Origin of the sequence: Actinoallomurus sp. NBC_01490, assembly GCF_036227085.1 — a bacterium.
Classification (GTDB): Bacteria; Actinomycetota; Actinomycetes; order Streptosporangiales; family Streptosporangiaceae; genus Actinoallomurus; species Actinoallomurus oryzae.
Window position 1 is genome coordinate 8726904 of sequence record NZ_CP109433.1, and the last position, 25965, is coordinate 8752868.

23 protein-coding genes are annotated in these 25965 nt (G+C 71.4%); 6 read left to right on the plus strand and 17 right to left on the minus strand.

Annotation, left to right across the window (positions count from 1 at the left end; all coding sequences use genetic code 11):
* The first annotated feature begins 18 nt into the window (after positions 1-18).
* A complete protein-coding gene (locus OG417_RS40230) occupies positions 19-576 on the plus strand; it encodes a flavin reductase family protein (RefSeq protein ID WP_329240377.1) in 558 nt (185 codons plus the stop codon).
* Here the strand turns inward: OG417_RS40230 and OG417_RS40235 are convergent, their stop codons facing one another.
* Both OG417_RS40235 and OG417_RS40240 read right to left on the minus strand, forming a co-directional pair.
* Positions 577-1461: a TIGR03619 family F420-dependent LLM class oxidoreductase gene (locus OG417_RS40235; protein WP_329240379.1), complete on the minus strand. Its 885-nt coding sequence runs from the start codon at positions 1459-1461 to the stop codon at positions 577-579.
* The gene (locus OG417_RS40240) at positions 1461-2237 is read right to left on the minus strand and encodes an SDR family oxidoreductase (protein WP_329240380.1); all 777 of its coding nucleotides are present in this window, start codon (positions 2235-2237) and stop codon (positions 1461-1463) included. The genes OG417_RS40235 and OG417_RS40240 overlap by 1 nt, the downstream gene beginning before the upstream one ends.
* Positions 2238-2374: 137 nt before the next feature.
* Here OG417_RS40240 and OG417_RS40245 point away from each other — a divergent pair, with 137 nt between their 5' ends.
* A complete protein-coding gene (locus OG417_RS40245; protein WP_329240382.1) occupies positions 2375-3442 on the plus strand; it encodes a DUF1214 domain-containing protein in 1068 nt (355 codons plus the stop codon).
* A 6-nt stretch (positions 3443-3448) separates the two neighbouring features.
* Here the strand turns inward: OG417_RS40245 and OG417_RS40250 are convergent, their stop codons facing one another.
* Genes OG417_RS40250 through OG417_RS40265 form a run of 4 tightly spaced genes read right to left on the minus strand, consistent with a single transcriptional unit; the run spans position 3449 to position 8315 of the window.
* Entirely contained in the window at positions 3449-4360 is a 912-nt protein-coding gene (locus tag OG417_RS40250; protein WP_329240384.1) for a VOC family protein, read from the minus strand.
* Positions 4361-4386: 26 nt separating this feature from the next.
* Entirely contained in the window at positions 4387-5571 is a 1185-nt protein-coding gene (locus OG417_RS40255) for an acyl-CoA dehydrogenase family protein (protein ID WP_329240386.1), read from the minus strand.
* A 9-nt stretch (positions 5572-5580) separates the two neighbouring features.
* Complete coding sequence (locus OG417_RS40260) at positions 5581-6612, minus strand: ferredoxin--NADP reductase (protein WP_329240388.1); 1032 nt, start codon at positions 6610-6612, stop codon at positions 5581-5583.
* A 14-nt stretch (positions 6613-6626) separates the two neighbouring features.
* Positions 6627-8315: an FAD-binding protein gene (locus tag OG417_RS40265; protein ID WP_329240390.1), complete on the minus strand. Its 1689-nt coding sequence runs from the start codon at positions 8313-8315 to the stop codon at positions 6627-6629.
* Positions 8316-8469: 154 nt separating this feature from the next.
* Between OG417_RS40265 and hsaA the strand changes: the two genes are divergently transcribed.
* The 3 genes from hsaA (at position 8470) to OG417_RS40280 (ending at position 11802) form a co-directional block, all read left to right on the plus strand.
* Positions 8470-9642: a 3-hydroxy-9,10-secoandrosta-1,3,5(10)-triene-9,17-dione monooxygenase oxygenase subunit gene (gene hsaA, locus OG417_RS40270; RefSeq protein ID WP_329240392.1), complete on the plus strand. Its 1173-nt coding sequence runs from the start codon at positions 8470-8472 to the stop codon at positions 9640-9642.
* 50 nt (positions 9643-9692) lie between these two features.
* A complete protein-coding gene (locus OG417_RS40275) occupies positions 9693-10544 on the plus strand; it encodes an IclR family transcriptional regulator (protein ID WP_329240393.1) in 852 nt (283 codons plus the stop codon).
* A gap of 91 nt (positions 10545-10635) precedes the next feature.
* Positions 10636-11802, plus strand: coding sequence for an NADH:flavin oxidoreductase (locus OG417_RS40280; protein ID WP_329240395.1), 1167 nt, complete (start codon positions 10636-10638; stop codon positions 11800-11802).
* A gap of 6 nt (positions 11803-11808) precedes the next feature.
* On the opposite strand, the gene OG417_RS40285 is transcribed toward OG417_RS40280, so the two are convergent.
* Genes OG417_RS40285 through OG417_RS40300 form a run of 4 tightly spaced genes read right to left on the minus strand, consistent with a single transcriptional unit; the run spans position 11809 to position 15986 of the window.
* Positions 11809-12558 (minus strand): glucose 1-dehydrogenase, encoded by a 750-nt coding sequence (locus OG417_RS40285; protein WP_329240396.1) that lies wholly within the window; start codon positions 12556-12558, stop codon positions 11809-11811.
* 8 nt (positions 12559-12566) lie between these two features.
* Positions 12567-13817: a sulfate adenylyltransferase subunit 1 gene (locus OG417_RS40290; protein ID WP_329240398.1), complete on the minus strand. Its 1251-nt coding sequence runs from the start codon at positions 13815-13817 to the stop codon at positions 12567-12569.
* Positions 13817-14725 (minus strand): sulfate adenylyltransferase subunit CysD, encoded by a 909-nt coding sequence (cysD, locus tag OG417_RS40295; RefSeq protein ID WP_329240400.1) that lies wholly within the window; start codon positions 14723-14725, stop codon positions 13817-13819. Before cysD ends, OG417_RS40290 begins: the two co-directional genes overlap by 1 nt.
* Before the next feature lie 4 nt (positions 14726-14729).
* Positions 14730-15986 carry a sulfotransferase family protein gene (locus OG417_RS40300; RefSeq protein ID WP_329240402.1) on the minus strand — a complete coding sequence of 419 codons (1257 nt, stop codon included), beginning with the start codon at positions 15984-15986 and terminating at the stop codon, positions 14730-14732.
* Between the two features lie 314 nt (positions 15987-16300).
* On the opposite strand from OG417_RS40300, the gene OG417_RS40305 reads away from it, so the two are divergent.
* Positions 16301-17071: an SDR family NAD(P)-dependent oxidoreductase gene (locus OG417_RS40305; protein ID WP_329240403.1), complete on the plus strand. Its 771-nt coding sequence runs from the start codon at positions 16301-16303 to the stop codon at positions 17069-17071.
* Here the strand turns inward: OG417_RS40305 and OG417_RS40310 are convergent.
* Genes OG417_RS40310 through OG417_RS40340 form a run of 7 tightly spaced genes read right to left on the minus strand, consistent with a single transcriptional unit; the run spans position 17068 to position 25844 of the window.
* Positions 17068-18246 carry a sulfotransferase family protein gene (locus tag OG417_RS40310; RefSeq protein WP_329240404.1) on the minus strand — a complete coding sequence of 393 codons (1179 nt, stop codon included), beginning with the start codon at positions 18244-18246 and terminating at the stop codon, positions 17068-17070. The two genes, OG417_RS40305 and OG417_RS40310, sit on opposite strands and share 4 nt — an antisense overlap.
* 30 nt (positions 18247-18276) lie before the next feature.
* Positions 18277-19074, minus strand: coding sequence for an SDR family oxidoreductase (locus OG417_RS40315; RefSeq protein ID WP_329240406.1), 798 nt, complete (start codon positions 19072-19074; stop codon positions 18277-18279).
* Positions 19071-20645, minus strand: a complete 1575-nt coding sequence (locus tag OG417_RS40320; protein WP_329240408.1) for an ABC transporter substrate-binding protein — start codon at positions 20643-20645, stop codon at positions 19071-19073. The genes OG417_RS40315 and OG417_RS40320 overlap by 4 nt, the downstream gene beginning before the upstream one ends.
* Positions 20642-21088 (minus strand): nuclear transport factor 2 family protein, encoded by a 447-nt coding sequence (locus tag OG417_RS40325; protein ID WP_329240409.1) that lies wholly within the window; start codon positions 21086-21088, stop codon positions 20642-20644. The genes OG417_RS40320 and OG417_RS40325 overlap by 4 nt, the downstream gene beginning before the upstream one ends.
* Positions 21089-21115: 27 nt before the next feature.
* Positions 21116-21964 (minus strand): SDR family NAD(P)-dependent oxidoreductase, encoded by an 849-nt coding sequence (locus OG417_RS40330; RefSeq protein ID WP_329240411.1) that lies wholly within the window; start codon positions 21962-21964, stop codon positions 21116-21118.
* Entirely contained in the window at positions 21961-23493 is a 1533-nt protein-coding gene (locus OG417_RS40335; RefSeq protein WP_329240413.1) for an FAD-binding protein, read from the minus strand. Before OG417_RS40335 ends, OG417_RS40330 begins: the two co-directional genes overlap by 4 nt.
* Entirely contained in the window at positions 23490-25844 is a 2355-nt protein-coding gene (locus OG417_RS40340) for a sulfatase-like hydrolase/transferase (protein WP_329240414.1), read from the minus strand. The genes OG417_RS40335 and OG417_RS40340 overlap by 4 nt, the downstream gene beginning before the upstream one ends.
* Positions 25845-25965: the final 121 nt, after the last annotated feature.

The window sequence follows — 25965 nt, forward strand, 5'->3', positions numbered from 1 at the left end:
CCGAGGTAAGGGATGGGTGTGACGACGTCACCGGTGACGGAGACCGGCCGTACGGGGCCGTCTCTCCAGGAGATGCGTCGCGCCATGGGCAGCTTCGCCAGCGGCGTCACGGTGGTCACCGGCCTGGACGAAGGCGAGCCCGTCGGCTTCGCCTGTCAGGCGTTCGCGAGCGTGTCGCTGGAACCGCCGCTCGTCCTGTTCTGCGCCGACCACCGCGGCCGTACCTGGCCCCGGATCCGCGCGGCGGGCCGGTTCAACGTCAGCGTCCTGGCGGAGGACCAGGGCGACGTCTGTGCCCGGTTCGGATCGGCCGCGGGCCGCAAGTTCGACGGGCTCGCGTGGCGTGAGTCCTCTTGGGGCACGCCGGTCATCGAGGGCACGCTGCTGCACGTCCACTGCGCGGTGGACGCGGTGTACGTCGCGGGCGACCACGACGTGGTGATCGGCCGGGTCCTCGCCCTCGACCTGCCCGGCGCCGAGCGGCGGCCGATGGTCTTCTTCCGCGGGGAGTTCGGCATCGGCGGGCCCACGGTCCCCGCGCCCGACCGGTGGGGCTGGGGCGACCACTGGGGCTGATCAGTAGCGGTCGATGACCTCCTCGCCGAAGCGGCGCACGGACGCCAGCCGCCCCTGCGCGGTGGGCTCCGCGCCGTAGATCCGCCACGGCACCACGCGGCACGTGGTGACGCCCGCCTTCTCCAGCTCCCGGTAGCCGTCGAGGTCGTGGACGTCGGTCGGTGAGACGTCGATCTCGAACGGCCCGGTCCTGCCGTACTCCGCGCGCAGTCCGGTGAGCCGGGAGACCGCGTCGGCCAGCCGCTCCGCCGTCGTGTTGACCGAGATCCAGCCGTCGCCGATCCGGGCGGCGCGGCGCAGCCCCGGCTCGCTGTGCCCGCCGACGTACACGGGCACCGGCCGATCCGGAGCGGGACTGATCATCAGGCGGTCGAAGTCGTAGTGCTCACCGTGGTACTCCACCCACTCGGGGCCCCGGCCGGCGCACACCGCCTTGATGATCTCGATGGCCTCGTCGGTGCGCCGGCCACGGGTGCGCATCTCGGTCCGGGTGAAGGTGAACTCCTCGGGGATCCAGGACAGCCCCACGCCGAGACCGAACCGGTTGCCCGCCATCACCGCCAGCGTCGCGACCTGCTTGGCGGTCAGCAGCGGGTCCCGCAGCGGCAGCTTGACCACGTTGGTCGTGAACCGCAGACGTTCGGTGACCGCCGCCATCGCGGCGATCGCGATGAACGGGTCCGGCATCGGGACGTCGCCCGTCCACATCCGCCGGCCGTCCGGGGTGTAGGGATAGTCCGCCGACACGTGTTCGGGATAGAACACCGAGTCGGGCATGCCGACGCTGTCGAAGCCCGACTCCTCGGCCGCCCGCGCGAGGTCCAGGAGTTCCCCGGCGTCGATCATCGCGCCGGACAGCGCCCACTTCATCCGGTCTCCGGGCATCAGAAGGTCTCCTCTCCACGCAGGGTGGCGTCCGCGCCGCCGTCGACGAAGACCACCTGTCCGGTCAGGTGCGTGTTCTCCGGGCCGAGCAGCCAGATCAGCGCGTGCGCGATCGCCTCCGGAGGCGCGTGCCCGTGCAGTGGCATCGGGACGGCCCGGTCCATCAGCTCCCGGCCCTCGGCGGTGGCGAGGAGGGGTTCGATCATGGGGGTGACCACGACACCGGGGGCGACGGCGTTGAGCGGGATGCCCGCGCCGGCCCACTCGGGCGTGACGCAGGTACGGCGGACCCACCGGGCCAGCGCCAGTTTCGAGGACGCGTAGAGCCGCTGACCGTGCCCGTCGGCAACGGTCTTCCGGGCGAGTTCGAGGGCGCGTTCCTCGTCCCGGTCGGCACAGGCCGCGACCACGTCGGCGTCGTGCGGCTGCGTCGCCGAGATCGAGGAGACCACCGCGGCGCGTGGCGCGGCGGCGCGTGCCAGGCCCGGCCGCAGCGTGTCGAGGAACTCGACCACGCCGAAGTAGTTGACCCGGATGGAGGCCTCGGTCGGCGCGGCGGTCCCCGCGCAGGCCGCGACGGCGTCCACCACGCCTCCGGCCTCGCCCAACGCGGCCTCGGCCGCGGCCCGCCGGCCCTCAGGCGTGGACAGGTCGGCCACCACCTCCGCGTCGTGCAGGTCGACGCCGATGACCGCGTCGCCCCGCCGGCGGAGCAGACCGGCCGTCGTCGCGCCGATACCCGATGCCGCTCCCGTCACGACCACCCGACGACCCATGCCGCCAACGCTAGGAATCCGGCGGCGGCGCACGAGCGCGAATCCCGCTGAACGGGATGTCCTGGCCAGCGGGACCACGCCGTCCTCCCGTGCCCCGCCGCTCGTACGATCCGGGCGACGACGAGCGGAGGCTTCGGATGGACGCGAACCGGATGTGGGACGAGTTCTGCGACGACCTGCGGGAGGCCGGGCGCGCCCTCATGGCGGAGTCCGCACCGCGGACCCCGCTGGACCAGGCCGAAGGCGTCCGGTACCTCATCCGCCTGCTCCGCTACGCCTCGATCAACGCGATCGAGTACGCCGATCCGCGGTGGCCGCAGTTCACCAACGCCCTCGATCCGCACCTCAAGTGCAAGATCGGCGCGGACAACCCCGACAACATCTACATGCGGGCCAACGTATCCGGCCGGTACCGCTACCGGATCAGCGGAACCCGCGGCACGGTGCCGCTGCTGACCTTCGGCTCGAAGGCCAACCGCTACCACGTCGACGGCACGATGGCCTCCACCGGCGAGCTGCACGGCGACGACCTGACGGTCGACGCCGACGGCCGGTTCAGCTTCATCGCGAGCGTCGACCGGCCCGAGTCCGGCGACTGGCTGCCCCTCACCGAGAAGACCACGAACATCACCGGCCGGCAGTCCTTCCAGGACCGCGCGTCCGAGATCCCCGCCGAGGTCGGCATCGAGCTGATCGGCCCGGTGCCGGAGCCCGAGCCGCTCGACCCCGACCGGTTCCGCGACCAGCTGCGGACGACGACCCGGTTCGTCCGGGGCACCGCGGCGACGTTCGCCGGCTGGACCCGGCGGTTCATGAGCCGGCCCAACGAGCTCCCGGACTGGGGGCAGGAGGGGTTCCAGACGGCCGGCGGCGACCCTGCCATCTTCTACCTGCACGGCTACTGGAGGCTCGCCGAGGACGAGGCGTGGGTCATCGAGACCGAGGTGCCCGACTGCGAGTACTGGAACTTCGTGCTGCAGAACCGGTGGATGGAGTCCCTGGACCACGACCGGATGAACACCTACGTCAACAACCACACCGGGCGGCTGAACGACGACGGCACGCTCACCATCGTGGTCTCGGCGATGGATCCCGGCTACGGGAACTGGATCTCCACCGGCTTCCACCCCGAGGGCACGGCCCTCCTGCGCTGGGTGGGCGCCAAGAGCCATCCGCTGCCCGCGACCAGGGTGGTCAGGCTCTGACGGCGATCACTCCGCGGGCGGGGTGAAGGCGGCGAGGGGCTCCGAGCCGGACCAGTCGTGGCCCCAGTAGGAGTCGGCGCTGATCTCCTCCGCCGTGTAGGAGGTCTCGTCCACCAGCATGCCGTCGGTGCCGTACTCGATGTCCCATCCACCGGGAGCACGCACGTAGAACGAGATCATCTTGTCGTTCGTGTGCCGCCCGAGCGTCGAGGAGAGGGCGAACCCGGCCTTGCCGATCCGGTCCAGGGCGCGGCCCACGGCGTCGAGCGAGTCCACCTCCACCATCATGTGGATCAGGCCGGGCGCACCGCCGTGCGGCGCCGGGCAGATCGCCAGGCTGTGGTGACGCCGGTTGATCCCCATGAACCGGATCCGCGCCGGCCCGGCCGTGCCCAGCCTCATGGCGCCGCGCGGGCGGAAGCCCAGCACCTCGGTGTAGAAGGTCACCGTCGCCTCCATCGCCGTGGTCGGCAGCACGACGTGCCCCAGGCCCTGCTCGCCGGTGACGAACCGCTGGCCCAGCGAGGTGACCAGCGGAGAGTGGTCGAGCAACGGGCCGAAGAAGACCTCGACGGGCACGCCCGCGGGGTCGGTGAAGGTGATCGCCTGCTCGACCCGCCGGTCCTCGCACTCGTCGGCGGACAGCGGTTTCACCGCCACACCGGCGGCCTCGACGGCGGCGCCGACGGCGGCGAGGGCGAACTGGTCGCGTACCTCCCAGCCCACCGACAGCACGTGGTCGGTCTCGCCGGGCAGCACGATCACCCGCGCGAACCGCTCGTCCATCCGCAGGTACAGGCCACCGGGCACCGGTCCGGCGCCCTCGCCGAAGCCCAGCGCGTCGACGGCCAGCTCACGCCATCGCGCGACATCGCTCGTCTGCACCCTGAGGTAGCCGAGTCCACGAAGTTCTGTCATCGCGTCGTCCCTTCCATGGGAAGTGTTCAGATCATCGAGCGCATCGGGCCCATCGGCGGCTCCACGCCGAGGTTCGTCAGCGCCGAGGCGTGGAAGACCGCCCCGGGGACGTGGATCGCGTGCACCAGGCCCATGTGCGCGTCCCGCCAGAACCGCTGGATCGGGCTGCTCATCCGCATCCCGTTCCCGCCGGAGCGGCCGACGATCTCATCGACCGCGCGCACCGCCCGCCACGCCGCCTGGACCTGGACCCGCCGGCCCGCCGCGCGCTCTTCGAACGTCGACCGCCGCCCGGCCTCCGCCTGGTCGTAGAACCGGCAGATGTTGTCGATCAGTGCCGTACGTGAGGCCGAGATCTCGGCGCTCGCCTCGCTGACGGCGTAGAGAACGTGCGGGTCGTCCTTGATCTTCGTGCCGGTGATCTGGGTCCGGTTCCTCTGGTACGCGAGGTGGTGCGCCAGCGCGCCCTCCGCGGTGCCGATCACCGCCGCGGTGATGCCGAGCGGAAACGCCTGGGAGAACGGCACGTGGTAGAGGGTGTTGGTCAGCCCGGCCTCGCGTGCCGCCGATCCGTCGGAGACCTTGGCGAACGGCAGCACCCGGTAGTCCGGGACGAACGCGTCCGTGACGACGACGTCCTTGCTGCCCGTCCCCTTGAGGCCGACCACGTCCCAGGAGTCGTCGACGATCTCATAAGAAGACCGGGGCAGGATCACGTGGAACTGCGTGGGCGGCATGATCGCCTTGCCCTCGGCGTCGCCGAGCATGCCGCCGAGGAAGATCCAGCGGCAGTGGTCCGTCCCGGAGGAGAACTGCCAGCGGCCGTTGAAGACGTACCCGCCGTCGACCGGACGCAGCACACCCATGGGTGCGTACGGCGACGCGATCCACGTGTCCGGGTCCTCGCCCCACACCTCGTCCTGCACGCGCCGGTCGGCCATCGCCATCTCCCACGGGTGCACCCCGACGACCCCGGCCACCCAGCCGGTGGAACCGTCCAGGGCGGCGATCTTCATGACCGTCTCGGCGAACTCCCGCGGATGCGCCTCGAACCCGCCGTGCGTCTTCGGCTGCAGCAGCCGGATGACCCCGGCCTCCCGCATGACCTTGACCGCGCGGTCGTCCAGCCGGCCGAGCTCCTCGTTCGCCGGTCCCAGCGCCGCGATCCGCTCGGCCGACTCCATCACCGTGTCGAGCACGTGGTTGCTCATGTCCGTCCTCTACTGGTCATAGGTCACCCGGACCCGCTCGCTGCGAGGGACCGCCTGGCACGCCAGCACGATGCCGTCGGCGATGTCCTCCTTCTCCAGCACCTCGTTGTGCTCCAGCTCGACCTCCCCGTCGAGCAGGACGCAGGCGCAGGCGCTGCACCTGCCCTCGCGGCAGGAGTACGGCGCGTCGAGGCCGGCGGCGAGGAAGACGTCGAGCATCCTGTTCGCCTTCGGCCAGGCCAGGGTCGTGGTCTCGCCGTCCAGCTCCACCTCGACGGTGCCGGCCGCCTCGGTGTCGAGCACGACGGCCGGTTCGGTGAACGGGTCCTCGGCCAGCGACGAGAACCTCTCGTAGTGCGTCCGGCCGGCCGGCACCCCGACCGCGGCGACGCCCTCGCCGACCGCGTCCATGAACGGCGCCGGGCCGCAGACGAACACGTCCCGCGCGGCGTACGGACGGGCCAGTTCGGTGAGCGTCTCCACCCGCGGGATGCCCTGCACCGACTCCAGCAGGTGGACGACGTGCAGGCGGCCGGCGTACTGCTTCTCCAGGGCCACGAGCTCGTCGCGGAAGATCACCGACCGCTCGTCGCGGTTGGCGTACACGAGCGCCACGCTCCCCCGGCCCGCGTGCAACGCGGACTTCAGGATCGACATCAGCGGGGTGATCCCGCTGCCGCCGGCGAACAGCAGGAAGTCGGTGTCCAGCGTGCGCGGCGTGAACGTGCCCGCCGGCCGCAGCGTCTCGATCTCGTCGCCTTCGCGGAGGTTGTCGCAGATCCAGTTGGAGCCGTAGCCGTCGGCGGTGCGCTTGACCGTGACCTTGAGCCGCTCGCCGAGCAGCGGGGAGCTCGACAGCGAGTAGCAGCGGGCCGCGCCGCCCTCCTGCTCCGTGGGAACGTTGAACGTGAGGTACTGGCCGGGACGGTGGTCGAAGCGGCCGACGTCGGCCTCGTCCGGTTCGAGCACGATCGAGTGGGCGTCGGCGGTCTCGCGGATCACCTCGACGACCCGGAGGCGGTAGGAGCGCTGTCGGTTCATGCCTCCCGCGCCGCCTACCCGATCCGCTCGGCGGAACCGGCGGGGGCCGCCGCCCTCTCGGCGGCGTGCCGGGCCGCGACGTAGCCGAACACGATGGACGGGCCGATCGTGCCGCCCGGACCCGGATAGTCGTGGCCCATGACCGAGGCCGAGGTGTTGCCGGTCGCGTACAGGCCCTCGATCACCGAGCCGTCGGCGCGCAGGACGCGGGACCGCTCGTCGCAGGCCAGCCCGCCCTTGGTGCCCAGGTCCCCGGCCTCGACCCGGATCGCGTGGAACGGAGCCTTCTCGATCACGTCCAGGGTGGGGTTCGGCAGCGTCGGGTCGCCGTAGTACCGGTCGTAGGCGCTGTCGCCACGGCCGAAGTCGGCGTCCTTGCCGGCGCGGGCGAACCCGTTGAAGCGCTCGACGGTCGCCGCCAGCACGTCGGCGGGGACGCCGATCCGGCCGGCGAGCTCGGTGAGCGTGCCGGCGCGGTGCGCGGTGCCCGCGTCGTAGAAGGCCCGCGGGATCTCCGCGCCGGGCAAAACCTGGGCGAACGGGTAGCGCGCACGTGCCTTGGCGTCCATCACGAACCAGAGCGGGACGTGCCCGCCCGCGAGCTGGTCGTGCACGAAGTTCACGTACGGCGCCGACTCATTGGTGAACCGCCGCCCGGTCCGCCCCGAGACGATCAGCGACGGCGGGATCGAACGCTCCGACACCAGCGGGATCACGGCGCCCGTGGGATGCCGCACCGACGGCATCCACCAGGCGTCGTCCATGAGGTCGACCGCCGCGCCGGCCCGGCGGCCGGCCTCGATCCCGTCCCCGAGGTTCTCCGGCACGCCGCCGCTGTGGTCCGGCCGGCCGGCCTCGGGCAGGTACCGCCGGCGCATCCCGGCGTTGTGCTCGAAGCCGCCGGTCGCCAGGAGCACCCCGCGCCGCGCGCGGATCCGCACCGTGCGGCCCTCGCGCTCGGCCACGACACCGCCGACCGCGCCGTTCTCCCCGGTGACCAGCTCGGTCATCGGCGTCTCCAGCCACAGTGGGACGCCGGCGTCCCGCAGCGCGAGGCGCAGCCGGGCGACGAGCGCGCGCCCGGTCGTCGCCATGTGCCGGCGCCGGACGAGGTTCGAGGAGACCCGCCACGCCGCGACCAGCGACGCGCGGCGTCCCCGCCACGTCCGCTTGGCCATCGCGAGGTCGTGGTAGTCCTTGGCCGTCACCCACAGGCCCAGCGGGCCCTTCATGCCGTTCGGCCGCAGGAACGCCTCGTCCTCACCCAGCCTGCGGGTGTCGAACGGCCGGGCCTCGATCGAACGGCCCAAGGCGCGTCCTCCCTCGACCTCGGGGTGGTAGTCGGCGTAGCCCTTCACCCAGAAGAACCGCATCCAGCGGCTCTTCTCCAGGAACTCCATCGCCGCCGGGCCGTGGTCGACGAAGGCGTCGATCCGCGCGTCCGAGACCCGGCCCGCGGTGATCAGACGCAGATAGGTACGGGCCGCGTCCCGGTCGCCGCCCTGTCCGCTGCGCCTCAGGGTCGGGTTGTCGGGCACCCAGATGCCGCCGCCGGAGATCCCCGTCGTCCCGCCGAAGTGCCGGCTCTTCTCGATGACCAGAGTGTCGAGGCCCGCGTCCGCCGCCACCAGGGCGGCGGTCATGCCGCCACCGCCGCTGCCCACGACGAGGAAGTCGACCTCACGGTCCCAGTGCGCGCTCATGATGGCTGGAACGTAACCATCTCCCGTCCCGCGAGAAGGCGGACATCCCGATGAGCGAGACCTCGGCGCATCGACGAGTCCGCAGGCCCGGATTACGCTGAAGATCCCTCTCCATGGACAGGGACGGAGTTCACCTCCCCGGAGGGAGCGCAGAGTGGCCAAGGACGTCCTCGAGTCCGTTCGTGAGCTGCTGCCGACCATCCGGGAGCGCGCGTCTCGCACCGAGTCCGAACGCCGGGTGCCGGAGGAGACGATGGCCGCGCTCATCGAGGCCGGCCTGTTCGGCATGCTGCGCCCCACGCGGTACGGCGGAGACGAGAGCGACCCGGTCGACTACTTCACGGCCGTACGATGCCTCGCCTCCGCGTGCCCGTCGACGGGCTGGGTCGCGTCGCTGCTCGGCATCACGCCCTGGCACGTGGCGCTGCTCGAACCGCGGATGGGCGAGGACGTCTGGGGAGCCGACCGGGACGTGCTGGTGTCCTCCTCCTACGCACCGACGGGTCGTCTGGTCCCGGTCGAGGGCGGCTACCGGCTGAACGGCGCGTGGCGCTCCGCTCCAGGCGCGGAGCACTGCGAGTGGATCGTGCTCGGGACCCTCATGATCGGGCCGAGCGGCGACCCCGTCGACTACACGGCGGTCGTGGTGCCGCGTTCGGACTACGTGCTCAAGGACGGCTGGAACGTCGTCGGCCTCCGCGGCACCGGCAGCCGGGACGTGCTGGTCAGGGACGCCTTCGTGCCGCCTCACCGGATCTACGGGGCCGAGGGCAGGCGGCGGATCGCCAAGGAGCAGCGCGCTCCCGGCGCCCCGGTGCTCTACCGCGTCCCGTTCGCCTCCATCCACAGCACGGCCATCACCGCGCCGCTGCTGGGCGCGGCCGAGGGCGCCTACGCGTACCACCTGGCCCGGATGCGCCGGCGGAGCAAACTCAGTCACGGCGGGCGCAGGTGGGCCGGTGAGGAGTTCGGGCCGGTGGCGGTGGCACGGGGAGCCAGTGAGATCGACGCGTCCGTCCTCCAGCTGGAGCGTGACCTGCGTGAGCAGATGGAACACGCCGTCCGTAACGAGCCGATCCCCATCGAGCTCCGGCTGCGCGCGCGCCGCGACCAGGTCCGGAGCGCCGAACGGGCGGTCGACGCCGTCGACCTGCTGTTCAAGGCCGCCGGTGGGCACGGCGCGCAGGCCGGGAACCCGATCGAACGCGCCTGGCGAGACGTGCACACCGGCGCGGCACACGTGGTCAACGACGCCGAGCAGGGGATGTCCCTGTACGGCCGGTGGGCTTACGGTCTCGGCGTGGACGACAGCTTGATCCTGGTCTGAAAGCGATCACACTCCCCGTCAGGTCCGGCCGACTGGAGGTGCACCCGAAAATGACCAGCGACACTTCGGGAAGGGCCACGGCCCCGCCGTCGATGATCGAGCGGATGACGCTGATCATGGAGGCGTTCGACGACCGTTCCGTCAGTCTGCGCCTGGACGAGATCGCCGCGCACACCGGGCTGCCGCGGTCGACCTCGCACCGGATCCTGGAGCAGCTCGTGCGGCTGGGCTGGCTGAGACACACGGAGGGCGGCTACGCGCTGGGGCGGCGTGCGTTGCAGCTCGGCGGCCCGGTCAGCGACCACGCGGAGATCCGGGCCGTCGCGGTGCCCCTCCTGGAGCAGTTGCACGCCCGTACCGGGAAGGTCGCCCATCTCGGCATCCTGGACTTCGCGGACGTGGTCTACCTCGACAGGATCGGCGGGATCGGCGCGGCGGCGTTGCCCTCCCGCGTGGGCGGACGCGCCCCCGCGCACGCCGTCGGCCTCGGCAAGGCGATGCTCGCCTGGCTGCCGCCCGAGGAGGCCGACACTCTCCTCGAAGGGGGCATGAAGGCGCGCACGCACAACACCATCACCGACCTGCTGGTGATGCACCAGGAGCTGCGCCGCATCCGGAGCCGGCACGGACTGACCTTCGAGCGCGACGAGTACGTCGCGGGCATATCGAGCGTCGCCGCGGCGATCCGTGGGCCCGAGGGCGTGGTCGCCGGGATCTCGCTGTGCGGCGAGACCGGCGGCGATCCGCTGGAGCGCTACGCCCCGTTGGTGCTCGACGTCGCCAAGCGCATCTCCCGGCGGCTGTTCCCGGAGACGTCTCCTGACGACATGCCCTCGACGGTGTGGTCGGACGGGATGATGGAGCGGATCCTCGGCCTCCTCGACGACGACACCCTGATGTGAGGGGTGTCCTGCTGATCGGGACGTCTCCCGCGTCGGCGGTGCCGCGCGCCTAGGGTCGTTCCGGTCCGCGACCCGTCGATGGGAGACGACCGTGCCAGACATCTTCTCCCCGGCGGCGCTGGGGCCGGTGTCCCTGCGCAACCGGATCATCAAGTCGGCGACCTTCGAGGGGCGGGCGCCGCGCGGCCTGGTCACCGACGACCTCATCGGCTTCCACCGCCGGTTCGCCGCCGGCGGGGTCGGGATGACCACGCTGGCGTTCTGCGCGGTCACGGCGGACGGCCGGCAGTTCGCGCCCATGATCCAGATGCGGCGCGAGGCCGTGCCCGGGCTCCGGCGGCTGACGGAGGCCGTGCACGCCGAGGGAGCGGCCGCCTCCGTGCAGATCGACCACGCCGGCGTGGTCGCCAACGCGAAGTCGACCGGGCTACCGGCGCTCGGGCCGGTCAAGCGGTTCGACGCGCAGAACCTGCGCTCCTGCAGAATGGCGACGAAGGCCGACCTGAGGCGCGTCGTGGCGGCCTTCGGTGACGCGACCGACGTCGCCGTCGACTCCGGCTTCGACGCGGTCGAGGTCCATCTCGGTCACGACTACCTGCCCAGCTCGTTCCTCAGTCCCCACCTCAACCGGCGTGACGATGAGTACGGCGGCTCGCTGGAGAACCGCGCGCGCTTCGCCCGCGAGATCACGCGTGCGGTGCGCGAGCGCGCGAAGGACCGGATCGCCGTCATCGCCAAGCTCACCATGGACGACGGCGTGCGCGGTGGCTTCTGGATCGACGAGGCGGTCCAGGTCGCCCGGTGGCTGGAGGCCGACGGTCACCTCGACGCCCTCGAACTGACCATGGGCAGCTCGCCGGGCAACACCATGTACATGTTCCGGGGCGAGCCTCCGATAGGTGAGTTCGCGGCCGCGATGCCCCAGCCGCGCAGGCTGATGGTGCGGCTCGGCGGCCGGCTGAAGCTCAGGTCGTACGAGTACCGGCCGCTGTACATGCTGGACGCCGCGCGTCAGATCCGGGCGGCGGTCGGCCTGCCGCTGATCCTCCTCGGCGGCATCACCGAGAAGGCGCACATGGACACGGCGATGGATGAGGGGTTCCAGTTCGTGGCCATGGGCCGCGCCCTGCTGCGCGAGCCCGACCTGGTGAACAGGATCCAGACGGACCCGTCCCACCGGTCCCTGTGCATCCACTGCAACAAGTGCGTGCCGACCATCTTCGCGGGCGGCACGCACTGCGTACTCGCGACGGGCTGAAGACGTTCAGAATCCGGCCCCGGCCGTCATCCCGCCGTCCACCACGAACTCCGCGCCGGTGCAGTAGCTCGATTCGTCACTCGCGAGGAACAGCACCATGTTGCTGATCTCCTGTGGACTGGCGTACCGCGGGATGGGCAGACCGGACATCACTCCGCCGGCCCGGTCCTCCAGGTCGTCGGCGTTCCGGCCGACCATGGGCGTCGCGACTCCTCCGGGGTGCACGGAGTTCACGCGGATCCTCCTGGGCGCCAGTTCGAGGGCGGCGGACCTCGTCAGGCCGCGCACACCGGCCTTGCTGGCGCTGTAACCGGTCAGCCCGGCGGCGCCGACCAGGCCGTTGACCGAGGAGATGTTGACGATCGAGCCGCCCTCGCTCATCACCGGTCCGGCGTGTTTGATCCCGAGCCACTGGGAGACGAGGTTGACCTCCAGGAACCTGCGGAAGTCGGCCACGGTCATGTCGGCGACCGGTCCGAACCCGAGGACGCCCGCGTTGTTGACCAGGATGTCGAGCCCGCCGAACGTGGCCGTCGCGCGCTCGACGATCGCGGACCAGCCCTCCTCCGTGGTCACGTCGTGGGCGACGAATCGGCAGTCGTCGCCGAGCTCCTTCTCCAGCGACCGGCCCTCGTCCCGCCGGACGTCGCCGAAGACCACCTTCGCGCCCTCGCCCAGGAACGTGCGCACGTGCGAGGCGCCCATGCCCCGCGCCCCACCGGTGACCAGGGCGACCTTCCCGTCGAGCCTGCCCATGGCGCCTCCTACTCCGCGTCGTTGATCATGCCGGCGCCGACGGTGACCCCCGTGACCTCGTCGATGAGGATGAAGGAGCCGGTGGCGCGGTTCCTTGAGTACGGATCGCACAGCAGCGGGACGGTGACGCGCAGCCGGACGCGGCCGATCTCGTTGAGGCCGAACTCGGCGGTGTCCTGGTCGCGGTGCAGAGTGTTGACGTCGAGGCGGTACCGGATGTCCTTGACCAGCGCCCGCCCGGTCCGGGTCGTGTGCTTGATCACGAGCCTCCGGCCAAGGCGCAGCGGCTCGGCGGTCATCCAGCAGACCATCGCGTCGATGTCCTGGCTCGGCCGGGGCGCGTTGCCGACGCGGGCGATCATGTCGCCCCGCGAGACGTCCACGTCGTCCTCGAGGCGCACGGTGACCGACATCGGGGGGAACGCCTCCGGGATCTCGTGGTCGAACAGGTCGATGGAGGCGATCCTCGACGTCATGCCGCTGGGCAGCACCACCACCTCGTCGCCCGGCCGCAGTACGCCTCCGGCGACCTGGCCGGCGTACCCGCGGTAGTCGTGGAAGTCGTCGGACTTGGGGCGGATGACGTACTGCACCGGGAGCCTCGCCGCGACCAGGTCACGGTCGGAGGCGACGTGGACGTGTTCGAGGTGGTGCATCAGCGAGGGGCCCTCGTACCAGGGCATGTGCTCGCTCCGGGACACGACGTTGTCGCCGTGCAGCGCGGAGATCGGGATGACCTGCAGGTCCGGGATGTTCAGCCTGGTGGCGAACGCGGTGAACTCGTCGTTGATCCGCTCGAACACGTCCGGGTCATGGCCGACCAGATCCATCTTGTTCACCGCGAGCACCAGGTGCGGCACCCGGAGCAGTGAGACCAGCACCGCGTGACGCCGCGACTGTTCGGTCAGCCCCTGACGGGCGTCGACCAGGATCAGCCCCAGGTCGGCGGTCGATGCGCCGGTGACCATGTTCCGGGTGTACTGCACGTGCCCGGGAGTGTCCGCGATGATGAACTTGCGCTTGGGGGTCGCGAAGTACCGATAGGCCACGTCGATGGTGATGCCCTGCTCCCGCTCCGAGCGCAGCCCGTCGGTGAGCAGGGCCAGGTCGGTGTAGTCGTAGCCCTTCGAGGCGCTCGTCGTCTCGATCGCCTCGTACTGGTCCTCGAAGATCGCCTTCGAGTCCAGGAGCAGCCGTCCGATCAGCGTCGACTTCCCGTCGTCGACGGACCCGGCGGTCGCCAGGCGCAGCAGATCCATCAGAAGTAGCCCTCTTTCTTCCGGTCCTCCATGGCGGCCTCGCTGAACCGGTCGTCCGCGCGGGTCGCGCCACGCTCGGTCACCCGGACCACGGAGAGCTCCTCGATGATCTTTTGCACCGTGTCCGCGTCCGACTCCACGCACCCCGTCAGGGTCATGTCCCCGACCGTGCGGAACCGCACCCGGCGTGTCCGCGGCTCCTCCCCCGGACGAGGCCGGACCGCGCCGGACACCGACAGCAGCATCCCGTCCCGCTCGATCACCTCACGGCGATGGGCGTAGTAGATCGACGGGACCTCGATCCGCTCCTGCCGGATGTAGTGCCAGATGTCCAGCTCGGTCCAGTTGCTCAGTGGGAAGATCCGCATGTGCTCGCCCGCGCGGATCCGACCGTTGTACAGGTTCCACAGCTCCGGGCGCTGCATCTTCGGGTCCCACTGGCCGAACTCGTGGGAGTAGATCCGCTCCTTGGCGCGGGCCCGGTCCTCGTCACGCCGGCCGCCGCCGAACGCCGCGGTGAAGCCGTTCTCCTCGATCGCGGCCAGCAGCGTGCCGATCTGCAGCCGGTTGCGGGTCGTCCGGCCGTCGTCGACGACGACGCCGTTCCTGATCGCCTCCTCCACACCGGCCACCACCAGCCGGACCCCCAGACGGCTAACCCAGTTGTCGCGCGCCTCCAGCACCTCGGGAAAGTCCAGGCCGGTGTCCACCTGCAGGACCGGGAACGGCAGCTTCGCCGGAAAGAACGCCTTCTCGGCCAGGCGCAGCATGACGATCGAGTCCTTGCCCCCGGAGAACATCAGGACCGGCCGCTCGAACTCCGCCGCGACCTCGCGGAAGATGTGGATCGACTCCGCCTCCAGATGGTCGAGCTGGCTCAGGCGGTACTCGGCCTGGACGGTTCCCATCGCGTCACATCACCTCGGGCTTGACGGGATACACGTCGAGGTAGAACCGGAACTTCTCGCGCACCTGCTCGGGAGTCACGCCGAAGTCCGCGCGGATGTCGTACGCGATGCTGCCGTGCTTGTCGCGCGGGTGGGCGTCCACGTAGGCCTGGATCTGGGTGCGTGCCTCGTCGGTGAACTCGATCCCGGCGCGTTCGTAGACCCCGGCGACCGTGCCCATCGGGTCGGCCATGTACGCGTCGAAGAAGACGTCGACCCGCCGGTCGGCCGGCACCAGGTGCGCGTCGCGGATCCCGGCGCGCCAGAAGCGCTGCGCCAGCTCGCTCCAGTACTCGAAGACGGCGTCCACGTCCGGCTCGCGGAACCCCATCCGTCCCATGAAGGCCAGCATCGTGGCGAACGACTGGACGACGCCCACGGGGTCGCGGTGGGTGACCACCACGGTGGCGTCGGGGAAGACCGACATCAGCGGCCCGAGGTTCTCCAGGTGCTGCGGGCACTTGAGCACCCACTGCCGCGGGCCGCGGTACCAGGTGAGCACCTTCAGCGCGGTCCTGAGCCACTCGTAGTGCGGGGTCTGGTCGTGCGCCAGGTAGTAGTCGCGCCACTTCGGCGCCATCTGCATGAGGGACTCGAGGTAGTAGCTGGAGAAGTCCAGCTGCATCAACGCCATGTCCTCGTCGATGTGGTCCGGGTTCATCGGGTGCCAGGCGGCGAGGAAGGGGTTGGTGGCCCGGTGGATCTCCCAGGCCTGCTCACAGCGTTTGAAGCGCGGATCGACCCCGTCGATGCCAGGACCTTCGCCGGGGACCGGGACCGGCTCGTCGGTCTCCCACAGCGGCATGGAGCGGAACCGCGTGTCCGACGCGAGCATGTTCACCAGGTTGGTCGTGCCGGTCCGCGGAAGGCCGGTGACGACGACCGGGCGCCGGATCTCGATGTCGTGGATCTCCGGATGCCTCGTCAGCACGTCCCGCATCCGCAGCCGGCCGCTCGCGTACTTCACGCACAGGGTGAAAAGCAGCATCCGGCTGTACTCGGTGCGGTTCGGGTCGCCGTCGATCTCCTCGATCCAGACCGCCAGGCGCTCCTTGAAGTCCTCCGGGCCGAAGTCGTCCAGCCCGGTCGCGTCGGCCGCGGCGGCGAGCACGGCCTCGACGGTGAGCTTCACCGGATTCTGCTCCGCGAACGTCAGGAAACCCTGCTGTGCCTCGGTCAGCACCGGGTCGCGGAGGTCCTTGATTCGTAGCGTCTCTCCCATGGCAGTGCCTCTCCGGCCAGCGCACCTCGATGGGGGCGGGATGGCGCTGGAGTAGCCCGGGTTTCCCGTTCCGGGTACCGGCCACGCCGCCCTCCGCGCGTCGGTTCGAAGGCGTCCGACCTGATCGCCGCACGATAATTCGGCCCGCACGGATCGCGGCCCCGCGATCTCAGTGGCCGGGATGGCGACCGGCACCCGGATACGACACCAGGCGCGTCGTGGTCCCGCTGATCGGGACGGACCGCCCGGTCACCGTACGCGCCCCGTACCGTCGGCTCTCCACACAGCGGGGGCCCGCACGGACGGAGCGCGTCATGAACCGGTTCGAGGGCAAGAACGTTCTGATCACCGGCGCGTCCGCGGGCATCGGCCAGGCCGCCGCCGTGCGGTTCGTCGCCGAGGGCGCCACCGTGTTCGGCCTGGCGCGCAACGTGGAGGGCCTGAAGGAGACCTCGACCCTGGTCGAGGACCCCGGACGGTTCGCCTTCCACCTCGTCGACCTGGCCGACGACGACGCGATCATCGAGGGGGTGCAGGCCGCGGCCGAGCGCCTGGACGGACGGATCGACGTCGTGTGCAACATCGCCGGCGTCACCCTGAAGACCCCGATCGACGACCTCGACATGGATCGGGTGCACGCCATCACCCAGATCAACTTCTTCGGCCCGATGCGCCTCATCTCCGCGGCCCTGCCGCACGTGCCCGCCGGCGGCGGCAGCTCGGTGATCAACGTCTCCTCGGTCTCCGCCACCCAGGCGGTGCCGTCCATGGGCGCGTACGCGGGCTCCAAGGCCGCGCTCGTCTCGCTCTCCCTCACCCTCGCCATCGAGCTCGCGCCCCGGCGGATCCGGGTCGTCGCGATCTCGCCGTCCGGGGTGAAGACGCAGATGATGTGGCAGATCTGGGAGCAGGTGAAGGACTACCCGGGCGACTGGTACTCCCGTCTTCTCCACCCGTGGGGCCAGGAGCACTCCGGTGACGCCGCGGACATGGCCGGGTTCATCGCCTTCGCCGCCTCCGACGAGGCCTCGTACTGGAACGGCTCGGAGATCCGCCTCGACGGCGGCGCCCGCGCGTCGTTCTAGGGCCGGCGGGCGGTCACGCGGCTCAGGTCGTCGAGGTACGCCGCGAAGCGCGCGGTGATCTGCTGGTCGGTGAGGCCGAAGTCGGACATGCGGTAGCGGTGCGCGGGCCGGCGTTCGCCGGCCCGGCTCGCGGCGTGGGCCGCTTCGATGGCCGTCCGCGCCCGGCCGGTCAGCTCCAGTCCGAACCGGTCGTAGATCGACTCGACGGTGGCCACGGGGTCGCGGACGAAGTCGTCGTAGCGGACGTCGACGAACCGCCGCGGATCGTGGCGTCTCCTTGCGGCCATGAAGGTCTCCGCGCCGCGCGCCCACAGGGCCAGGCAGTCCTCGCCCACCACGCGGCCGTGGAAGACCGTCGAGTGTCCGGCGCTCGCCTGCTGGTTCAGGCTGCTGACCGACGCGAGGATCGCGTGCGGGTCCCGATGGGTCTGGACGATGAGTGCGTCGGGGTAGGCCGTCATCAGCGCGTCGAGGGCGAACAGGTGCCCGGGGTTCTTGAGCACCCAGCGGCGTTCGCGATCGGGCAGGCCGATGAGCTGCAGGATGCGGCGATGGCGTTCGTACACCGGGGTCATGTCCTGTCCGGCCAGCCACCGCGAGTACGTCGGCAGGTGCGCCGTGTTCTCGAAGGTGACCGACCGCATCGACTGCCGCTCGAGCCGCCAGCACTCCTCCACCATGTCCGGGGCCATGAAGTGCGCGCCCTTGAGCCCCGGGTTGCCCGCGTAGCGGGCGTCGATCCATGCTCGTATCCGCTGGTAGCCCGGGTTCGACGACCAGCGGTCGCGGGGCGGCCGTGGCTGCGGAGTCTCGGTGAGCCAGTGTTCGAGTCCCTGGTGGGCCGGGTCCGCGCACAGCAGCCGGTGCAGCGCGGTCGTTCCCGTACGCGGCAGGCCGGTCACGAAGATCGGGCCCTCCGGCCGTACGTGCCGGTGCTCGGGGTGTTCCCGCCAGGACGCCTCCGTGTACAGGCGGGACTGGAGCACGGTGAGGAACATGGCGCGGATCCACTCCCGGCCCTGCTCCGTCAGCGCCGCCTCGGTCGCGTAGCCGTCGAGCAGGACGGCCATGCCGTCCAGGTAGTCGTCCGCCCCGAAGTCGGACAGGCCCGTGACCGCGCTCGCCACCTCGTGGAGTTCCTCGATCGTCCCGACGGAGGTGCGTGTCCCGGTCATCCCCTCTCCTTCCGGTCGTCGGCTCGGCTCTCAGTGATGCGTCTCGCCGCAGTTGACGTCCAGGCACTGACCGGTGATGGCGCTCGCCATGTCGGAGGCCAGGAACACCGCGGCGTCGGCGATCTCGTCGGGTTCGGGCAGCCGGCGCAGGTCGACGGCGGCGACCGCCTCCTCGTACACCTGCCGCGCGCTCACCCCGCGGCTCTCCGCGATCCGCCGGAAGTAGGCCTGCACCCGGTCCGCCCAGATGTAGCCCGGTGCGATCGAGTTCACCCGTACGCCCTTCGCCCCGAGTTCCACCGAGAGGCTGCGGGCGGCGGCGAGCAGGCTCGCCTTGGTCATCCGGTACGCGCCGAACCGCGGGAGACGGTTGCGGATCACCATCGAGTTGACCATGACCACCGCTCCGCGAGACGCGATGAGCGCCGGTGCCAGCCGCTGCACGAGCCGCACCCCCGCGAGGACGTTGACGTCGTACCACCTGGGCATCGCGTCCAGGTCCGCGTCGAGCAGCTCCTCCTGCGGCGGGTGCACGAACGCGCTGCTGAGCAGCACGTCCACGTGTCCGTACGCGTCGAGCGCGCGGTCGGCCAGAGCGGCCGACGACGCCACGTCGGTGATGTCGGTGGGAACCGCCAGCGCCCTGCGGCCCAGTTTCTCCACCTCGTCGGCGACGGCGCGGAGCGTCGACTCGGTCCGCGCGGCCAGCACCACGTCCGCGCCCGCCAGGGCGGAGCGCACCGCCAGCGAGCGGCCGAGGCCCGGGCCCACGCCCGAGACGAGCACCACCCGGCCGTCGAGCAGGTGGGTCCCGCCCGGCGCCGTCACCTGGTCATCCCGACGTTCCGGAAGTCCGCGATGCCGCCGTTGACCGACGCCAGCGCGTCCAGACCCTTCACCTTGGCGTCGGCGAGGTAACCGCCGACGCCCTGCCACAGCGGCGCGTACAGCGCGTCCGCGGTGGCGTGGTCGACGGCCGCGCCGATCCGGGCGGACCGCTGCGCGTCGGTCAGGCCCGGGTCGTCGGTGCCGCGGATCAGCCTGGCCATCTCCGGGTCGGGTCCCGCCGGGACCCACGTCGGGTTGACGAACAACCGCCGCAGCCAGGAGTAGGCGTCGATCGAGGGCATGCTCATGTACATGAGCTCGCCCGGGTCCTTCGACCGCGCCCACTGGGTGACCAGGCTGAGCACGTCGACCGTACGCAACTTGATCCTGATCCCGACCCGGGCCAGGTCCGCCTGCACCGCCTCGGCGGCCTGCGGGATCGCCTCCGCCTGCGCGACGAGGAACTCGCCGCCGTCGAAGCCGTTCGCGAAGCCCGCCTCGGCCAGCAGCGTCTTCGCCTTGGCCGGGTCGTACGGATAGTCGGCCTCACGTGCCCGGTCGAACCCGGGCAGGCCGGCGGGCCACGGCTGGACGCGCGGCGCCGACGAGGGCATGAACGCCTTGACGATCGCGTTCCGGTCGATCGCGTAGTTGATCGCCTGGCGCACCTTGATGTCGTCGTACGGCTTGACCGTGCGGTTCAGGTTCAGGCCCACCATGTTCAGCGCGGTGTCCAGCGCCCGTGCCTGGAGTTGCCCGGAGTCCAGGAGGGACTGGACCGGCTTCTTGTCACCGGGCCAGGTGACGATGTCGGCCTGCCCGCTCTTGACGGCGTTGTTCGCCGCGTCGCGGCTGGGATAGGTGTTGATCTCGATCGTGGCCGGGCCGCCGGTCCGCGTGTCCCAGATGCCGCCCTTGTCGGTACGCCGCTTGTAGACGACCCGCTGTCCGGGCCGGAACGAGGCGATCACGTAGGCGCCGGTGCCGACCGGGTGCGTCGCCAGGTTCTTCGCGTTCAACGCCTTCGGCGAGATCATCACCCCGCCCAGCGTGCTCGACAGCGCCGAGAGCACCGTGGTGCTCGGGGCCTTCAGGCGCAGGTTCACCACGTCGTTCCCGGTCACGTCGACGCGGGCGACGTCGGCGAGGTTCTGCTGCACGACCGTCCTGGCGGCCGCCATGGAGGCGTCCAGGTTCGCCTTGACCGCGGCCGCGTCGAACGGCGTACCGTCGCTGAACGTCACCCCGTGGCGCAACGTGAGCGTCAGCGTCCTCCCGTCGGCGGAGAACGCCCACCTGGTGGCGAGCATCGGCTCGTACCGCGCCTGCGGGCCGACCTGGATCAGCCGGTCGTACACCGGCCAGGTCCCGATCAGCAGCTGGGACGGCTCCGGCGCCTGCCGCGGGTCGAGCGACTGCGGCACCGGCATCCCGATCCGCAGGTTCGCGTTCCGGTCGACCGCGCCGTTCCCGGTGCCGCCGGTCGCGCCGCTACAGCCGGCCAGCACCAGCCCGGCCAGTACGGCGCACAGCCGCTGGGCCGCTCCCGTCCACCCCGTGTCCGGTCTCATCGCACGGTGAACGTCGGCAGGTCGTCGAGCGAGACCTCCGACTCGTAAAGCCGCCGGTAGGTGGTCCGCGCGATCCGCCAGACGCCGTCGCCGCCGCGCCGGTACCGGTCGCGGTAGATCGACGCGCCCTCGATCATCACCCGGTCCTTCGTGCGGATGACGCGGTCCATGAGCGCCCAGACGCCGGTCGCGGTGTCGCCGTCGATCTCGATCTCGGGCTGGTGCAGGTGGTGGACCGTGATCATGTTCTCGTCCATCATCCGGCTCAGGACGCGGACCAGGTCGGCCGCGCTGGAGAACGACAGCCGCTCGCCGTACACGGCGGTGACGTCGGGTTCGAGTGTGGCGGCGAGCAGGTCCCAGTCCTTGGTGTCCACCGCGCGCATGTAGCGGTACTTCAGCTCCTCGATCGCCCGGCACTCGATCAGATCCGTGACGTCCATCGGGCTTCCCTTCTCCGTGTCCGGGTCTCAGTCGACGATCGCGTCGTTGTAGGTCGTCGGGCCGCCGAGGAGCGGCCGGTGCGACGCCGGGGCCCGGCCGTCGACGTCCGTGACGCCGAGCGCCTTCCCCAGCTCGGCGCCGACCACGGTCTGGCCGCTCCAGCTCATCCGGTCCGGATGGCGGGCCAGCGCGGCGATGACCCGCCCGGTGAACTCGGGCGACTCGGTGGACAGCGCCCCGTAGCGCTCGGGCGCCGCCGCGAGCGCCCGTTCGGTCCGCTCGGTGCGCAGCAGGCCCATCCAGATCGAGACGACCGCCACGCCGAACGGCCGCAGGTCGACGGCCATGTCGTGCGCCATCTTGTCCACGCCCGCCTTCACCGCCCCGTACGCCGGGCCGTGCATGTAGCAGCCGCCGCCGAAGGAGGAGGTGAACGCGATGAGCCCGCCGGCGTCCGGGTCGCGGGTCAGCAGCGGCGCGGCGTGGTGACTCGCGGCGTACGACGACCGCAGGCCGACGTCGAACATGGCCTGCAGGCCGAGCGGCTTGGTCCAGAACGGGCCCTTGGCGGCCAGCCGGTCGGGGATCGCGCAGGCGTTGTTGACCAGCACGTCCAGCCGCCCGTGCGACGCGCGTACCCGGTCGAACAGGGCGGCGACCTGGGCGTCGTCGGCGTGGTCGCAGACCACGGGGACGCCGGTGCCGCCTCGCCGGGAGATCTCCTCGGCGGTGGCGAACACCGTGCCGGGAAGCGGCGCGTCCCCCTCGCGCCGGGTGCGCCCGGTCACGTACACGGTGGCGCCGGTCTCGCCGAGGGCGAGCGCGATCCCCTTGCCCGCGCCGCGACTCGCGCCGGTCACCACCGCGATTCTCATCGGCCCGCCATGTCCAGCGCCGCGAGGTGGGCGAAGACCATGCACGCCCCGATCGGGTTGCCGCCGCCCGGGTACACGGTGCCGCTGACCGCCGCCATGGAGTTGCCCGCGGCGTACAGGCCCTTGATCACCCGGCCGGAGGTGTCCAGCACCCGCGCGGTCGCGTCGGTGCGCAGGCCGCCCTTGGTGCCGAGGTCGGACAGGCCGAACGCCGCTGCGTGGAACGGCCCGGCCTCGATCGGCACGAGCGGTCCGCCGTCTCCGGCGAACGCCCGGTCGTACGGCTCGTCGCCGCGCCGGAAGTCCTCGTCCTCGCCGGCCTCGGCGAACGCGTTGAACCTCTTCACCGTCTCGGTCAGCGCGCCGGCCGGCACGCCGATCCTGCCCGCGAGCTCGTCGAGCGTGTCGCCACTGACCCACAGGCCCGCGTCCTCGTACGCGCGGGTCTCGCCCAGCGGGACGCTGGTCGAGCGGACCGGCGGGCGCGGACCGTCGCGGTCGTCGTAGATCATCCAGTACGGCAGGGTCAGCCGGCCCGTCGCCATCCGCTCGATGATCACCCGGCCGATCCGGTCGTAGGGCCAGGACTCGTTGACGAACCGCTCGCCATCGTCGTCGACGAAGATCCCGCCGGTGAACCACAGGGAGAAGGTCGAGGTGCCGTCCGGGTGCGTGATGCCCGGCGACCACCAGGCCTCCGTCATCAGGTCGGTGGCGGCACCCGCGTCGATCCCGGCCTGGATCGCCCGGCCGAGGTTGCCCTCCGGGCCCATCGCGTCCCTGGCCTCGCCGGGGACGCCGTACCTCGCCCGCATCTCCGCGTTGCGCTCGAAGCCGCCGGAGGCGACGAGGACGCCCCGGCGCGTACGGATCCGGTACCGCCCGTCCGGGCCGGTGACGACCGCTCCCGTCACCGTGTCGCCGTCGCGGACGAACCCGTCGCAGACGGTCTCCCGCCGCAGGTCGGCGGAGCGCTCGGTGAGGGCGAGCAGCAGCCGGCCGATGAGCGCCTGCCCGCCGCGTACGACGTCGGGGAGCGGATGCCCGGCGCGGTCGGTGCCCAGCGGTGGCCGGAGCGCGTCGCGCAGAGCACCGAGCCGCGCGGGTTCGAGCGGCTCGGGCATGATGTGCCGCCCGGTCGGGCTCGCCTTCGGCGCGGAGCCGAAGTAGTCGGGCCAGGGGTAGACCATGAAGGCGAAGGCGTCGTCGCTCTCGAGGTAGTCGACCAGCGGGGCCCCGGTCTCCAGGAACGCGTCCTGCAGCTCACGCGGCGTCCGGTCGCCCACGACGGCGTGGAAGTAGGTCTTCGCGTCCTCGATCGTGTCGGACGCGCCGGCCCGCCGGAGCACGGCGTTGCACGGGAACCACAGCCCTCCGCCGGAGTAGGCGGTCGTGCCGCCGAACCGGTCGGTCGCCTCGACGACGATCACGTGCAGGCCCTCGCGGGCCGCAGTGTACGCGCCGGTCAGCGCGCCTCCCCCGGAGCCGACCACGAGGACGTCGCACTCCTCGTCCCAGACGCCTGTCATTCGAACGCCATACCGATCTCCCGCAGTTTCGCCAGTGTCTCCGGCCCGGTCCCCGGCGCGGGGTCGCCCGGGGTCCAGGTCACCGAGTGGAGCGTGCCGGTGTAGGGAAAGGTGCCCTCGGCGTCGAAGCGGGCCCACGAGACCGGTGACCCGCGGTCGACGCCGACGTCGATGCCCTGGAACATGGCCATGCCCATCGGCATCGGCAGCGCGTCCGCCTTGCCGCGCACCTGGCCCCTGACCAGCACGCGCACGTCGACGTGGGTACCGCCCTCGAGGGCGGTGACGTCCAGCACGATCCGCTGCCGGCCGGCCGCGACGGCACCGAGCGCGAGCTCGGTCATCTCGGCCGAGTGGTTGTGGACGTAGGTCAGCTCGTCGCCGTCGACGGACATCGAGTAGCCGCCGCTCTTGCCGCCGTGCGCGAAGAGAACGCCTCGGTCGCCGGGCGCGAAGTCGAGGTCGACCGTGACGCGGAACGAGCGCCGGTAGACCAGCATGAGCGACCGGTAGCGCTCCAGCGTGGGCGTTCCCGGCACGAGCCGTACCGGCCGGGCGAAGGCCTTCTCCCGCTCCGGGCGCCGCGCCCGCTGGAGCCCGGAGCCCTCGTTCAGCGGGAAGACCTGGTTCTCCCACGCGGCCCGCTCCCACCGGGCGGCGAGACCGGCGACGAGTTCCGGGTACCGCGCGGCCAGGTCGCGGGTCTCCGTGGGGTCGGCGCGCAGGTCGTACAGCTCCCACTCGTGGTCGCCGAACGGCGTGAGCGGGACGTGCCGGGTGACGATCTCCCAGCCGTCCCGGTAGTAGCCGCGGTGGCCCTGCATCTCGTAGTACTGCTCGCGGTGCGTCTCCGGGACGTCGGGGTCCTCCAGCGAGCGCGCGAAGCCGTGCCCGGCCAGGGGCTTGAGGCCGACGCCGTGCCGGTGCCCGGCCGCGGTCGCGCCGGTCAGCTCCAGGATCGTCGGGAAGACGTCGGTGACGTGGACGTACTGACGCCGGATGCCCCCGGCGACCCCCGAGAGCCGCCGCGGCCACGAGACGATCGCGGGCACGGTGTGGCCGCCCGCATGCGTGTTGATCTTGTACAGCCGGAACGGCGTGTTGGAGGCCATGGCCCATCCACGCGGGTAGTGCGGCAGCGAGCGGGGTCCGCCGATCAGGTCGATGGCCTGCCGGTCCCGCTCGAACGCGCCGTCGAGGTCGCCCGCGCCGTGGTAGTGGCGCAGCACGTCGAAGTACTGGGTGCTGCCCTGTGCCTCGCCCTCGCGGGAGGCGCCGTTGTCGGAGGTGAACAGCACCACGGTGTCGTCCCACTCGCCGAGCTCCTCCAGCGCGGATCGCAGCCGGCCGAGTGAGGCGTCCACGGTCTGCACCACCGCGGCGTAGACCTCCATGTAGCGGGCGAAGACCTGTTTCTGGTCCTCGCTCAGCTCCTCCCACGGGCGGACGTCGTCCCCGGTCTCACTGTTGCGGGGGGCGAGCCGTGTCCCGTCCGCGACGACGCCGAGCTCGCGCTGGCGCCGGAACCGCTCCGCGCGAATCCGGTCCCAGCCGACTTCGTACGCGCCGCGGTGCCGTTCGATCTCCTCCGCCCGCGCGTTGAGCGGCGCGTGCACGGCGCCGTGGGCGAAGTAGAGGAAGACGGGCCGGGACGGGTCCGACGCCTTGGCCGAGCGCAGCATCGCGATCGCCTCGTCGGTGATGTCGTCGGTGAAGTAGTAGTCCTCGGGGTACTCCTCCGGCGTGACGCGGGTGTTGTCACGGTAGAGCGCGTGCGGGTGGAACATGTCCGTCAGCCCGTCGAGGATCCCGTAGAACCGGTCGAAGCCGCGCTGCAGCGGCCAGGACCTCCGCGAGCCCGTGTCGGTGGCGTCGGCGTCCTTGCACAGGTGCCACTTGCCGACCATCAGGGTGGCGTAGCCGTTGTCCCTGAGCACCTCGGCGATCGTGCTGACGTCGTCGGCGAGCTCCATCGCGTGTCCCGGGAAGCCGGGATCGGCGTGGGCGACGTAGCCGACACCGGCCGCGTGCGAGTTGCGCCCGGTGAGCAGCGCGGCCCGCGTCGGCGAGCACATCGGAGTGACGTGGAAGTCGGTGTAGCGCACCCCTTCGTCGGCGAGCCGGTCGATGTGCGGGGTGGCGATCTCCGAACCGAAGCAGCCGACGTCGGAGTACCCCAGGTCGTCGACCAGGACCACGACCACGTTGGGCGCGTTCGTCCCGGCCTGCGGCCGGGGCGGCCACCAGGGCTCCGACCCCGCCATGGTGCGCCCGATCCGTCCCTGAAAGCTTGCGTACGCCCGCGCCGCCTCGGGCAGATCGCCGGGAAGACCGTGAGCATCGACCGCCATGGCCACATGCTCACCGCACCCCGCGTGAGCGTGTGCCGGGGTCCCACTCATCAGGACCGCGACGACCGCGCGGTGGTCCCGCACTCCATCCTTGGGCCTCCGCACCACGCGAGGAGGCCCC

What these genes read in the sequence shown, in the direction of transcription:
- OG417_RS40235 (WP_329240379.1), bottom strand. Translation starts at nt 1,461, where the DNA reads ATGCCCGGAGACCGGATGAAGTGGGCGCTGTCCGGCGCGATGATCGAC.
- OG417_RS40240 (WP_329240380.1), bottom strand. Translation starts at nt 2,237, where the DNA reads ATGGGTCGTCGGGTGGTCGTGACGGGAGCGGCATCGGGTATCGGCGCG.
- OG417_RS40245 (WP_329240382.1), top strand. Translation starts at nt 2,375, where the DNA reads ATGGACGCGAACCGGATGTGGGACGAGTTCTGCGACGACCTGCGGGAG.
- OG417_RS40250 (WP_329240384.1), bottom strand. Translation starts at nt 4,360, where the DNA reads ATGACAGAACTTCGTGGACTCGGCTACCTCAGGGTGCAGACGAGCGAT.
- OG417_RS40255 (WP_329240386.1), bottom strand. Translation starts at nt 5,571, where the DNA reads ATGAGCAACCACGTGCTCGACACGGTGATGGAGTCGGCCGAGCGGATC.
- OG417_RS40260 (WP_329240388.1), bottom strand. Translation starts at nt 6,612, where the DNA reads ATGAACCGACAGCGCTCCTACCGCCTCCGGGTCGTCGAGGTGATCCGC.
- OG417_RS40265 (WP_329240390.1), bottom strand. Translation starts at nt 8,315, where the DNA reads ATGAGCGCGCACTGGGACCGTGAGGTCGACTTCCTCGTCGTGGGCAGC.
- OG417_RS40275 (WP_329240393.1), top strand. Translation starts at nt 9,693, where the DNA reads ATGACCAGCGACACTTCGGGAAGGGCCACGGCCCCGCCGTCGATGATC.
- OG417_RS40285 (WP_329240396.1), bottom strand. Translation starts at nt 12,558, where the DNA reads ATGGGCAGGCTCGACGGGAAGGTCGCCCTGGTCACCGGTGGGGCGCGG.
- OG417_RS40290 (WP_329240398.1), bottom strand. Translation starts at nt 13,817, where the DNA reads ATGGATCTGCTGCGCCTGGCGACCGCCGGGTCCGTCGACGACGGGAAG.
- cysD (WP_329240400.1), bottom strand. Translation starts at nt 14,725, where the DNA reads ATGGGAACCGTCCAGGCCGAGTACCGCCTGAGCCAGCTCGACCATCTG.
- OG417_RS40300 (WP_329240402.1), bottom strand. Translation starts at nt 15,986, where the DNA reads ATGGGAGAGACGCTACGAATCAAGGACCTCCGCGACCCGGTGCTGACC.
- OG417_RS40305 (WP_329240403.1), top strand. Translation starts at nt 16,301, where the DNA reads ATGAACCGGTTCGAGGGCAAGAACGTTCTGATCACCGGCGCGTCCGCG.
- OG417_RS40310 (WP_329240404.1), bottom strand. Translation starts at nt 18,246, where the DNA reads ATGACCGGGACACGCACCTCCGTCGGGACGATCGAGGAACTCCACGAG.
- OG417_RS40320 (WP_329240408.1), bottom strand. Translation starts at nt 20,645, where the DNA reads ATGAGACCGGACACGGGGTGGACGGGAGCGGCCCAGCGGCTGTGCGCC.
- OG417_RS40325 (WP_329240409.1), bottom strand. Translation starts at nt 21,088, where the DNA reads ATGGACGTCACGGATCTGATCGAGTGCCGGGCGATCGAGGAGCTGAAG.
- OG417_RS40330 (WP_329240411.1), bottom strand. Translation starts at nt 21,964, where the DNA reads ATGAGAATCGCGGTGGTGACCGGCGCGAGTCGCGGCGCGGGCAAGGGG.
- OG417_RS40335 (WP_329240413.1), bottom strand. Translation starts at nt 23,493, where the DNA reads ATGACAGGCGTCTGGGACGAGGAGTGCGACGTCCTCGTGGTCGGCTCC.
- OG417_RS40340 (WP_329240414.1), bottom strand. Translation starts at nt 25,844, where the DNA reads ATGGCGGTCGATGCTCACGGTCTTCCCGGCGATCTGCCCGAGGCGGCG.